Here is an 11,616-nt window from a genome sequence, read left to right on the forward strand (position 1 = left end):
GGTCAGCCGCCCGGGAGGGCGCAACCGGTCAGCGGCCCGGGAGGGCGCAACCGGTCAGCGGCCCGGGAGGGCGTAGAGGCGCCGGGCGTTGGCACCGCCGATCAGGGCGGCCACCCGGTCCGCATCGGCGGCGGACCAGGAGCCGTCGGCCGTCCAGCCGTCGAGGAGGCCCGCCAGGGCGTGGCGGAAGAGCGCCGCGCCGACCGGGTAGAGCTCCGGCAGGCCGTAGGCGTCGGTGGAGAAGAGCACCTTGCCGAACGGCACCACCTCCAGCACCTCCGCCAGCACCGCCCCGGCCCGTGCGCCGCTGTGCGACAGGGTGAGGCCCACGTCCGCGTACACATGCGGATACACGGCCGCCAGATAGGCCGCCTGGCGGTGGTACGGATAGCCGTGCAACAGCACCAGCGGCACCCCGCGCGGCTCCACGGCCCGGATGAAGCCGGTCAGCAGCGAGGGGTCGGCACGGTGCAGCGTGAGGTCGGGGTCGCCGAACCCGGTGTGCAGCTGGATCGGCAGCCCCAGGTCGACGGCGGTCCACAGCAGATGGCGCAGCAGTACGGGGTGGGTGAGCCGGAGCGGTCCACCGTGCTGGTCCAGCTGGGCCAGCCACTCCCCCGCGGCATGCGCCACCGCGGCCTCCGAGGGCCGGTCGGGCTCCACGTCCAGGCCGTGGCGGTAGGCGAGGACCGACTTCACCGCGACGGTGCCGGCGTCCTGTACCGCCCCGGTGAGCGCCCGGACGCAGTCGTCGCCGTAGGAACGGGCGGAGACCCAGCCCTGCGCCACCTCCTCCGCGACCGTCTCCAGCCGCACCACCCGGTGCACCTCGGCCGAGGCGGCCGAGGCCAGCTCGGGCAGGGACAGCAGCGGACCGGCGCCGGGGACCTCCACCAGTCCGGTGTCGACCAGCAGGGTCCGCAGTCCGGCCGCGCGCAGCAGCCGCCGGGTGGCCTCGGCCGCGCCGAGGGAGCGGCGCCGTTCCAGGTACGCCTCGGGCGGGCAGTGCGGCTCCAGGTCCAGCAGGGGGGCGCAGTGGCGGCGTACCGCGAAGCCGAGCTGGGTGTCCAGATAGTCGGTGCCGGGGGCGGGCGGGCGGTCGGACTCGGTGAGCAGCCGGGCGAAGGCTGCGGCGGAGAGATCGCCCCCCAACACGCTGTGGCAGTGGTGGTCGACCAGGGGGAGGTCGGGCGGGAGCACGGCTCAGTACCGCCAGCGGGTCGCCGCGACGACCTGTTCGGGCGGGCTCCCGGCGAACAGCTCCGTCTCCGCCTGCCGCACCGCGCAGACGATGTCGTGCAGCACCTCGCCCATGGCCTCCTTGAGCAGTCCCGAGCGCTGGAAGTGCGCCAGGGACTCGGCGACGGTCTGCGGCAGCCGCTCCACCCCCAGCTGCTCCAGCCGCCCCGGCGGCCAGGTCGCCGGGTCGTCGCGGGACTCCGGCGGCAGGGTGCGGCCGGCGGCCAGGCCGCCCAGTCCGGCGGCCAGCACGGCGCCCGTGACCAGGTACGGGTTGGCGGCGCCGTCGAAGCACTTGACCTCGGCGTTGGCGGCGGTGCTCTCCTCGCCGCGGCCTCCGGTGACCAGCCGCAGCGCCGCCTCACGGTTCTCCCGGCCCCAGCACCGGTAGGCCCCCGCCCAGTGGGAGGGCACCAGCCTGAGCGGGCTGCCTGGCGCGGGCGCGCCGACCGCCAGCAGGGCGGGCAGCTCCGCCAGCACGCCGGCCAGGAAGGCCTCCGCTTCGGCGGTGAGCCCATAGGGGCCCGTGCCGCCGTGGCAGAGGTTCTGCCCGTCGCGCCACGGGGAGAGGTGCAGGTGGCTACCGTTGCCCACCCCGCCGGCCTCCACCGCCGGGGCGAAGGAGACCCGCAGGCCGTGCCGGGCGAAGACGGCCCGGATGGTCTGCCGCACCAGGACGCAGGTGTCGGCGGCGCCCACCGGGTCCTCGGGGGCGACCGACAGCTCGTACTGTCCGGGTGCGTACTCGGGGTGCACCTGGTGCACGGCGACACCCTGGTCGTCCAGGGCCTGCAGCAGGTCGCGCAGGCAGTCGGAGAGGTCGATCATGCGGTCCATGCCGTAGGCCGCGCCCTGCGTCGGATAGTCCGGCTCCTCGGCGGGGCCGCCGGCCCTGGCGGCCACCCACTCCACCTCGAAGGCGCAGCGGAGCTCGATACCGGACTCCAGCGCCCGCTCGGCCATCCGCCGGGCGAACCGGCGCTGGCAGCCCGGGTGCGGCTCACCCTCCTGGGTGTAGCGGTCCGCGGGCGCCCACGCCCAGCCGGGCTGGGCGGCCAGCGGCACCGCGCGGTCCAGGTCGGGGTGGAGCCGCAGATCGCCCTCCGGGCCGCCGATGAAGCGGCCGCGGGTCATGGAGTCGTCGACCAGGAAGGCGTCGAAGACCGGGGAGGCGCCGACACCCCAGGCCGCCGCATGCTCCAGCCTGCGCACCGGGACCCCCTTGACCCGGGTGATCCCGGCGTTGTCCACCCAGGTCAGCAGAACACCGCCGACCCCCTCGGCATGCAGCCGGGCGGCCACCTGGCGGGCCTCCTGGGCCCGGGCGCCCCGGTCACGGAGCCACTGCTGCTGATCGGTCACGCCCGGCGTCCCTTCGTCGGCTCCGGGTCCTCCCGCCATGGTCGCCGGTCGGGGCGGGGATCGGGTAGCCCTCCACCGGGTGATCGCCGGGCGCGGCCGGGTCGAGCGAGGCACAGCGGGGCCGGGCAGGGGCCGGCTCCGCAGACGGGCGCCAGGGGCCGGGGGGGCGGGCGCCAGAGGCGGCGGCAGGGAAGGCTGCCACCGCCCACGGCGCCCGTCCTCAGGCGCCGCCCTCGTGGACGCTGAAGGCGGAGCGGCGGGCCGCGCGGGCCACCGCCGGATCCGGGTGGGTCGAGGCGACCGCGGTGAGCACCGAGGCGGCACGCGGGTGCCCGGACTGCCGGGCCCGGGTGAACAGCCGGTTGGGATCGCCGACCGCGGCCGCCTCCACATGGCCGACCAGCAGTGCGGTGTCACCGTGGTCGAGCACCGCGGCGCCGGTGTCCACCCAGAGCCAGGCGGCGTCCTCCCGGCTGAGCACATCGGCGGGCACCACCCCGCCCTCGTCCGACTGCTCCGCCAGCCACAGCAGCGCATACGGGCGCAGCACCGGCTCCTCGGCCGCGGCCCGTACGGCCTGCTCGGCCGTGCCGCCGGCCACCCGCAGCGCCTCGAAGGCGAGCCCGCGCACCAGCGCGTCGTCGCCGCGGGCCGCCTCCAGCAGCTCGGAGACCGCCCGGTCGACCGGCCTGGCCGCCACCCATGCCCGGTACTCGGCACGGGCCGGGCCCGGCGAGTAGCGGGCGCAGGCCGTGAGCAGCTCCAGGGCGCTCTGCTCGATGTGGCCGGCGGCGGTCTGCGCCACCGTGCAGATCTCCTCCAGCTTGGCCCGTACCGCCCAGTGGCCCAGCGGGGAGAGCCGCACCGACGGCTCGCCCTCGCCCGGCTCGCGGACCACGGCGCCGACGGCGGTGAGGCCGTCCAGCATCCACTCCAGCACGGCGGCCACGTCGGAGGGCGCCGGCGGGGCGCCGGCCTGCTGCTCGTCGTCGGGCTCGCTGCCGCGTACGGCGGAGACCGCGGAGGCGGCGTGCGGGACCGGGGAGAGCGCGGCCAGGCCGGCCCCCGCCCCGTGCCGGCGCTCGTCCAGGCCCCGGCGCAGCAGCTCCATCAGCTCCCCGTCGGGGACGGGGGCGTCCACCAGGTGCAGAAAGGAGAGCAGCTGCGGTGCCTGGTCCACCGCCTGTCCCGCGAGCACGGCGAAGACGCCGCGCAGTGCGGCGGGAGGCACCGGGGCCAGCAGCGTCCAGGCGTCGAAGAGCGCGGACCAGCCGCGGACCACGGCCTCGTCGTCGTGGTCCCAGGCGTGCAGCCGCCAGCCTGGCCCGGAACCGCCGTCCCGCAGCTCCACCAGGCCGGTGAGCAGTGCCTGCCCCCATGCCTTGGCGGCGGCGCCGACGGTCATCGCCAGAGCGCGGCCGGCGGCGCGGGCGTCCTCAGGGAGGAGCTCGCCGCGTTTGTCGACCCGCTGCAGTTCACCCGACCAGCGAGCGATCCGGACCGCGTCGGCGAGCATCCGGCGGGCCAGCGGTGCCAGTTCGGCCGGCACCGGGAAACCCTCGGGCGCGGGGGTCCTGCCGCGCCCGCCGGGACGGCGGGGCGCTGTCTGGCGGCCTGGTTCGGGGTGGGCCCCGGGGCCGCGTCGGCGGGGTGCGGAGGCGCCGGGCAGCCGGGTCACGGTGGCGCCCGCGCGGCGGCCCGCAGCGGGGGTGCCACCGCCCCTGGAGCCGGGCGGCGCGGCGCTGCCGCGGCCGCCGGGGGCGGCCGGTGCAGGCGGGCCGTCGCCGGCCGCGGCGTCCGCCTCCAGATCGGTGGCGGGGCGTTCGGGTCGGCGTGCTGAGGGGAGCGGGGCATCACGGTCGCGCGGGTTCCGAGACGTCACGCCGAGCAGTCTTCCCCGTACACGGGCCTTCTGTCACATCGTCCGCTGCGGGCCGGTGCGCGGGGCCCGGAAGCGAGGGGGCAAGCAGGACGAATCCCTGCACACCAACCCCGGTTTCGGTCGGTCCGGCGGGGTGCGTGAACGGCTCCGCGACCCCGGGGACGATGCGTCCGGGCAGCACTCATCGACGGCCGGGGCCGCCCGCGGCACCGGGCGGCTGCGCACCGGGCCGCCCGCACCCGGGCGCGGGTCACCGGCGGCCGGGGGCTCGCGCTCCGACCGGCGGGGACATCCCGGACGGTCGGGGCACCGGGCCTCACACCAGCGGGGTGAGGAAGCGGCGCAGGGCCTCCTCGTACCCGCGGGGGTCGGCGTTCCACATGGCGGTGTGCTCGGCGCCCGGCACCGTGTGCAGGGTGACCAGGTCCTCCCGCGACCCGGCCAGCCGCTCGGCGGCCGCGGCCGAGGTGACGGTGTCGTCGGGGCCGTGCACCAGCAGCGTGGGGACATGCAGGCTGTCGCCCCTGGAGAGCCGGTCCAGGGCGTCCACATCCACGCCGGAACGTCCCTCGGCCGCCCTGACACCCAGTTCGGCCAGCGCGGCGGGGACGCCTCTGCGGGTGGCCTGGCGGCGTACGGTGGAGTGCCAGTCCAGGACCGGGGAGTCCAGCACCAGTCCCCGGACCGTGTCGCTCCAGGACGATCTGGCGGCGGCCTGGAGCGCCATGGTGGCGCCCAGCGACCAGCCGTAGAGCAGGACGTGCCGGGCGCCGTCCTGCAGGGCGAGCCGGATGGCCGCCTCGACGTCGCGCCACTCGGTCTCGCCGAAGTGACCGATGCCGTCGGGCGACGGCGGGGCCCCGTCGTCGTTGCGGTAGGTGATGGCCAGCACCGGGAGTTTGAAGGAGTGCAGCAGCGGCAGCACCGGCAGCACCTGCTGCCGGTCCGCGCCGGGGCCGTGCACCGCGATCACCCACATGTCGCGGATCCCGGGGACGTACCAGGCGGGCATGGGGCCCAGTTCGCCGCGGACCCAGGTCTCGACGAAGTCCAGGCCGAGCGCGGTCCGCGGGTCGCCGGTCAGCACCTGGGGGGTGAGCCGGACCTTGGTACCGGCGGTCGGCGGGGTGCCGTCGACCCGTTCCAGGCGGCGGACGACGGTCTGCGAGGTCGTTTCCAGCACCTCGCCGACCACGGCGTGGCCGCCCGGCCACTCCACGGCGTAGGTGCCCCGGCGGGTGCTCTGCGGCGTACGGGTGAGCGCCACCCGGCCCGCCGCGGTGGAGTGGACCCGCAGGACGCCGGCGCCACTGCCGACCCGGCGCGGCCGCAGCGAGATCTCGGACACCACGCGCCCGGCAAGCAGCGCGGCGCCTGCGGCGCCCGCCACGGAGGCGGCCACTACGGCCACCACGGTTCCCCGTCGCATATCGCTCCCCGGTCTCGTCCTCACCACAGTCCACTACCCAGGCAGCGGCCCGGCCATCGGTGCGGGTTCCTCCGGGTGAGCAGCCGGCAGCGCCGGCCGACGCTCTGCAGTGCCGGGCGCCGGATACCTGGCACTGTGCCTGTTGCCGGGGTGATCTTGCGGGGATAGCTTCCGGACACGGCACAAACGCAAGGCAGGTTCTCCCGTGGCACCCTCCGGCACCGCTCCGCTCCGCAACGGCGGGGTCTCCTTCTGGTACTCCTCCCTCGGCCTGCCCGAGGCCCGCCCGGCGCTGCCGGGTCCGGCCGAGGCCGATGTCTGCATCGTGGGCGGCGGCTTCACCGGGCTCTGGGCGGCGTACTACCTCAAGAAGGCGGACCCGGGGCTGCGGGTGGTGGTGCTGGAGAGCCGCTTCTGCGGCTACGGCGCGTCCGGCCGCAACGGCGGCTGGCTGTACAACGGCTTCGCCGGCCGCGGTGTGTTCGCCAGGCGGTACGGGCACGAGCGGGCCCGGGCCATGCAGCGGGCCATGAACGACGCGGTGGCGGAGGTGGTACGGGTCGCAGCCGCGGAGGGCATCGCGGCGGACGTGGCGCCCGGCGGCGTGCTGGAGGTGGCCCGCACACCGGCGCAGCTGGCCCGGCTGCGGTCCTTCGTCGAGGAGGAGCGCACCTTCGACGAGGCCGACCGGGTGATGCTGACGGCTGTCCAGACGACGGAGCGGGTGCGGGTGGCAGGCGCCCTGGGCGGCACCTGGACGCCGCACGGTGCCCGGATCCAGCCCGCCGCCCTGGTGCAGGGCCTGGCGCGGACGGTGGCGTCCCTCGGGGTGGTCATCCATGAGTCGACCCCGGTCACGGAGATCCACCCGGCGTCCGGCGCGTCGCGTGCCCGGGCGGTCACCCCGTACGGGGCGGTGACCGCCGACTACGTCCTGCGGGCGACCGAGGGCTTCACCGCGCAAATCCGCGGGGAGCGGCGCACCTGGCTGCCGATGAACTCGGCGATGCTGGTCACCGAGCCGCTGCCGGAGTCCTTCTGGGCGGAGACCGGCTGGGAGGGCAGGGAGGTGCTGGGCGACTTCGCGCACGCCTACATGTACGCCCAGCGCACCGCGGACGACCGGATCGCGCTGGGCGGGCGCGGGGTGCCGTACCGGTTCGGCTCCCGCACGGACACCGACGGGGGCACCCAGCAGCGGACGGTGCGTCAACTGCGGGAGATGCTGCTGCGTTTCTTCCCCGGCGCGGCGGACGCGCGGATCGAGCAGGCCTGGGCGGGAGTGCTGGGTGTGCCCCGCGACTGGTGCTCGACCGTGGAGCTGGACCGCTCGTCGGGTCTGGGCTGGGCGGGCGGCTATGTCGGCAGCGGGGTCACCACCGCCAACCTGGCCGGCCGCACCCTGCGCGACCTGGTGCTGGGTGAGACGACCGAGCTGACCGGGCTGCCGTGGGTCGGCCACACGGTCCGCCGCTGGGAGGTGGAGCCGCTGCGCTGGCTGGGCGTCCACGGCCTGTACGCCGCGTACCACGCCGCCGACCGCCAGGAGGCCGCGGGCCGTCCGACCACCTCTCCGCTGGCCAGGATCGCCGACGCGGTCTCCGGCCGGCACTGAGGACCGGCCGGCATCGACCCCGTCGGTGCCGGGCACGGCCCGACGACGGCGGCTCCGGGCCGGGTCAGTGGTGCACGACGGGGCCGGTCAGGGTGACCCCGGCGAGGTCGGCGACATAGCGGGCACCGAAGGCGCTGGAGGGGGTGTGTGCGCCGGGTTCGGCGTCACCGGCCAGGACGCGGGCGACCGCGTGCAGGGCGCTGTCCGCGGTGAGGTCGTAGGGGTCGGGGCAGCTGAGGGTGGCGGTGGCGCTGCCGCCGGAGGGGGAGGTGGCGCGGGCCCAGGCCTCGGCGCGGGAACGGGCGCGGCGCTCCTCGCCGGGTCCGGGGACCAGGCGGTCCACCAGGCGCCCGGCGGCGCGCCGTACCGCCGGGCGGCGCAGCAGCGGGGCGGCCAGCGTCTGCAGCCGGCTGCCGGGGGGCAGCACGGTGTAGGTGGTGATGCCGGGTATGCCGGTGGAGTGGTAGGCGGTGGCGATGTCGCCCCAGGGCAGGGAGCCCACGGTGCGCGGTCCGGAGGGGAAGTCCGCCCGCAGGGTGCGCCAGCCGGCCGGGACCGCCACGATCCGGCCGCCGACCCGGGCCCGGCCGCCGAGGGCGATCCCCTCCAGTGCGGTCTTGGCGGTGCCCGGGCTCAGGGTGCCGCCGACGGTGAAGGCCAGATCGAGGTGGTCGGCGTCCGGGACCTCCGCGGCCACCAGGGCGGCGAGGCAGTCGGTGGGCACCACGTCGAAGCCGGCGCCGGGCAGCAGCACCACACCTGCCTCGCGGGCCTCCGCGCCGCGGGCGTGGATCCACTCGAAGACGTCGATCTCCCCGGTGATGTCCAGGTAGTGGGTGCGGGTGGCCAGGCAGGCGTCGACCATGGGGGCCGCGGTGGCCGAGAACGGCCCGGCGCAGTGGACGACCGCGTCCACTCCGGCCAGTGCGGTGTGCAGGGCACCGGTGTCGGCGAGGTCGACCACCCGGTGCTCCAGACCGAGCCGCTCGGCGAGAGCGGTCACCTGCGCCGCGGACCGGCCCGCCAGGATCGGGCGCAGCCCGCGTTCGACCGCCAGCCGGGCGATCAGCGTGCCGGTGTATCCGTTGGCTCCATACAACATCCACGTCGTGTCCATGCCGCACAGCATGCCGGGCTGTCAGACGGTGGGCCAGCGGTGGAGGCCGGTGCGGCGACCCGCGTCGCGGCGGAAACCGGTGGGGCGGGACGCCGCAGCCGGTGGCGGGCCGGTACGGGGGCAGCGCTTCCCTTTCCCGCGTGCCCCGGCGGCGCCCCGTCGCTGTGACGCACCGCTCCCGAGGCCGTGTTGACGCTGCGACCGGGCACGTGGTGGGATCTTTGCGCCAATACGGAGGCATGGAGAGGAAGCCGGTGCGAATCCGGCGCGGTCCCGCCACTGTCACCGGGGAGCGCCCTCGACCCATGGTCACGGCGGCCGGATTCACGGCCGTTGGAAGGCCCGGGGGTGTGCTGATCCGGGAGCCAGGAGACTCTCGCCTCCGCTCGTCGATCCAGGGCGCGGACCCTGAGTGAGGACACGCACGCGATGCAGCCTGCCCTGGGCGCCCTTCCCTCCCTGACGTCCACCACCTGTCGCTGCACCGGCTGACCGGCGTGCGTGCCCACACCGCCTTCGCGGTGGGCGCGGTGGCCGGCTATGCCGCGGACACCGTCCTGGCCGATCCGCGCCGCGGCCACCCTGTCGCCTTCTTCGGCTCGGCCGCCGCCGCACTGGAGCGCCGGCTGTGGCGCGACCACCGGGCTGCCGGGTCCGCCTTCACCGCGCTCTGCGTGGGCGCCGTCGCCGCCGGAGCGATCGCGGCCGACCGGGCCGCGGGCCGCAGCGGGACGGCCCGGGCACTGCTGGCCGCCGGGGCCACCTGGACCGTGCTCGGCGGTACGTCGCTGACCCGGGAGGCCCGCACCGTCGCCGCGGCGCTGGAGGCCGGGGATCCGGCCGCGGCCCGGGCGCGGCTGCCGCACCTGTGCGGACGCGACCCCCGGGGGCTGGACCGCGACGGCCTGGCCCGCGCCGTGGTGGAGTCCGTCGCCGAGAACACCGCCGACGCCGTGGTCAACGCGCTGACCTGGGGGGCGCTCGCAGGCACCCCGGGGCTGCTGGCCTTTCGCGCCGTCAACACCCTGGACGCCATGGTCGGGCACCGTTCGCCGCGCCACCGCCGCTTCGGCTGGGCCTCGGCCCGGCTGGACGATGCGGTGGGCTGGCCCGGGGCCCGGCTGACCGCGCTGCTCACCGTCGCCGCCGCGCCGGACCCGGGCCGCGCCTGGCGGGTGTGGCGGCGGGACGGCTCCGCGCATCCCAGTCCCAACGCCGGGCAGGCGGAGTCCGCCTTCGCGGGTGCGCTGGGCGTGCGGTTGGGCGGGACCCTGGCGTACGGCGGCCGGGTGGAGCACCGGCCGGTACTGGGCGGGGAGTTGCGGCCGGTGCAGGTCGCGGACATCGAGCGGGCGTGCCTGCTGTCGCGCCGGGTGGGGCTGCTGGCGCTGGGCGCCACCGCCGCCGCCCGGTGGGCGGCCGGGGCCTGGTGGGGGAGGCGGGGATGAGCGGGGCGCTGCTGGTCGCGGGGACGACCTCGGACGCGGGCAGAGCGTGGTCACGGCGGGGATCTGCCGCTGGCTGGCCCGGCAGGGGGTGCGGGTGGCGCCGTTCAAGGCGCAGAACATGTCGCTGAACTCCATGGTCACCGCCGACGGTGCGGAGATCGGCCGGGCGCAGGCGATGCAGGCGGCGGCGGCCCGGGTGGAGCCGGAGGCGGCGATGAACCCGGTGCTGCTCAAGCCCGGCGGCGACGGCCGCAGCCAGGTGGTGCTGCTGGGCCGCCCGGTGGCGGAGGTCGGGGCGCTGGACTACCGGGAGCGCAAGCCGCTGCTGCTGGAGCGGGCCCTTGAATGCCTGGCCGATCTGCGGAGCCGCTTCGAGGTGGTGGTCTGCGAGGGCGCGGGCTCTCCGGCCGAGATCAATCTGCGCGACCGCGACATCGCCAACATGGGCCTGGCCACCGCCGCGGGGCTGCCGGTGGTGGTGGTCGGCGACATCGACCGCGGTGGGGTCTTCGCGTCGATGTACGGGACGCTGGCCCTGCTCTCGGCCGAGGACCAGCGGCATGTGGCGGGGTGGATCGTCAACAAGTTCCGCGGCGACGGCCGGCTGCTCCAGCCCGGCCTGGAGATGCTGGAAAAACTGACGTCACGTCAGGTGATGGGTGTACTGCCGATGCTGTCCGGTCTGTGGCTGGACGCCGAGGACTCCCTGGACCTCGACAGCGCCGTCGACCGTGGGGGCTCCGCCGCCCCGTACGGCGCCGAGGTGCTGCGGGTCGCGGTGGTGCGCCTCCCCCGGCTGTCCAACTTCACCGATCTGGACGCCCTGGCGCAGGAGCCCGGCGTGCTGGTCCGGTGGGCGTCCCGGCCGGAGGAGCTCGCCGACGCCGATCTGGTGGTGCTGCCCGGCACCCGCGCGACCGTGGCCGACCTGGCCTGGCTGCGCGAACGCGGGCTGGCCGCGGCGGTCACCCGGCGCGCGGAGGCCGGGCTCCCGGTCCTCGGGGTGTGCGGGGGTTTCCAGATGCTCTCCCGGCTGATCGTCGACGATGTGGAGTCGGGCGCCGGTGCGGTGCCGGGCCTCGGGCTGCTGCCGGTACGGGTGGAGTTCGCCCGCGCCAAGACCCTGGGCCGCCCGGTCGGCGAGGCCTACGGGGAACGGGTGGCCGCCTACGAGATCCACCACGGCGTGGTCTCGGTGGAGGGCGGCGAGCCGTTCCTGGACGGCTGCCGGGCCGGCTCCGTCTGGGGCACCACCTGGCACGGCGCACTGGAGAACGACGGCTTCCGCCGCGCCTTCCTGCGGCAGGTGGCCCAGCTCGCGGGGCGCGACTTCACCCCCGCCCCCGACTCCTGCTTCGCCGCCGCCCGTGAGCAGCGGCTTGACCGGCTGGGCGATCTGATCGAGGAGCACGCCGACACAGACGCCCTCTGGCGGCTGATCGAGAGCGGCGTACCGCAGCAGGCGGGGCCCTTCGTCCCTCCGGGTGCGCCATGACCCTGTTGAACCGAGACCCTGGAGAGGCC

At 76.3% G+C, this 11,616-nt stretch carries 7 protein-coding genes, 1 pseudogene and 1 riboswitch; of the genes and pseudogenes, 3 read left to right on the top strand and 5 right to left on the bottom strand.

Annotation, left to right across the window (positions count from 1 at the left end):
• Positions 1–54 precede the first annotated feature (54 nt).
• The 4 genes from AB0761_RS11200 to AB0761_RS11215 all read right to left on the bottom strand — a co-directional run bounded on the left by AB0761_RS11200 (position 55) and on the right by AB0761_RS11215 (position 5,912).
• Positions 55–1,200, bottom strand: coding sequence for an amidohydrolase family protein (locus tag AB0761_RS11200; protein ID WP_377268833.1), 1,146 nt, complete (start codon positions 1,198–1,200; stop codon positions 55–57).
• A 3-nt stretch (positions 1,201–1,203) separates the two neighbouring features.
• Positions 1,204–2,601 carry a glutamine synthetase gene (locus tag AB0761_RS11205; protein ID WP_377268834.1) on the bottom strand — a complete coding sequence of 466 codons (1,398 nt, stop codon included), beginning with the start codon at positions 2,599–2,601 and terminating at the stop codon, positions 1,204–1,206.
• 220 nt (positions 2,602–2,821) lie between these two features.
• Complete coding sequence (locus AB0761_RS11210) at positions 2,822–4,483, bottom strand: hypothetical protein (protein WP_377268835.1); 1,662 nt, start codon at positions 4,481–4,483, stop codon at positions 2,822–2,824.
• Between the two features lie 316 nt (positions 4,484–4,799).
• Positions 4,800–5,912 (bottom strand): alpha/beta hydrolase family protein, encoded by a 1,113-nt coding sequence (locus AB0761_RS11215; RefSeq protein WP_377268836.1) that lies wholly within the window; start codon positions 5,910–5,912, stop codon positions 4,800–4,802.
• A 205-nt stretch (positions 5,913–6,117) separates the two neighbouring features.
• On the opposite strand from AB0761_RS11215, the gene AB0761_RS11220 reads away from it, so the two are divergent.
• A complete protein-coding gene (locus AB0761_RS11220) occupies positions 6,118–7,527 on the top strand; it encodes an NAD(P)/FAD-dependent oxidoreductase (protein WP_377268837.1) in 1,410 nt (469 codons plus the stop codon).
• 64 nt (positions 7,528–7,591) lie between these two features.
• Here the strand turns inward: AB0761_RS11220 and AB0761_RS11225 are convergent, their stop codons facing one another.
• The gene (locus AB0761_RS11225; protein WP_377268838.1) at positions 7,592–8,644 is read right to left on the bottom strand and encodes a saccharopine dehydrogenase family protein; all 1,053 of its coding nucleotides are present in this window, start codon (positions 8,642–8,644) and stop codon (positions 7,592–7,594) included.
• 243 nt (positions 8,645–8,887) lie between these two features.
• Positions 8,888–9,020: riboswitch (cobalamin riboswitch) on the top strand.
• Between the two features lie 121 nt (positions 9,021–9,141).
• Here AB0761_RS11225 and AB0761_RS11230 point away from each other — a divergent pair.
• The gene (locus tag AB0761_RS11230) at positions 9,142–10,092 is read left to right on the top strand and encodes a cobalamin biosynthesis protein (RefSeq protein ID WP_377268839.1); all 951 of its coding nucleotides are present in this window, start codon (positions 9,142–9,144) and stop codon (positions 10,090–10,092) included.
• A pseudogene (locus AB0761_RS11235) lies at positions 10,089–11,587 on the top strand (cobyric acid synthase). The gene AB0761_RS11230 and the pseudogene AB0761_RS11235 overlap by 4 nt, the downstream one beginning before the upstream one ends.
• Positions 11,588–11,616 lie beyond the last annotated feature (29 nt).

This window comes from Peterkaempfera podocarpi (genome assembly GCF_042466665.1).
Classification (GTDB): domain Bacteria; phylum Actinomycetota; class Actinomycetes; order Streptomycetales; family Streptomycetaceae; genus Peterkaempfera; species Peterkaempfera podocarpi.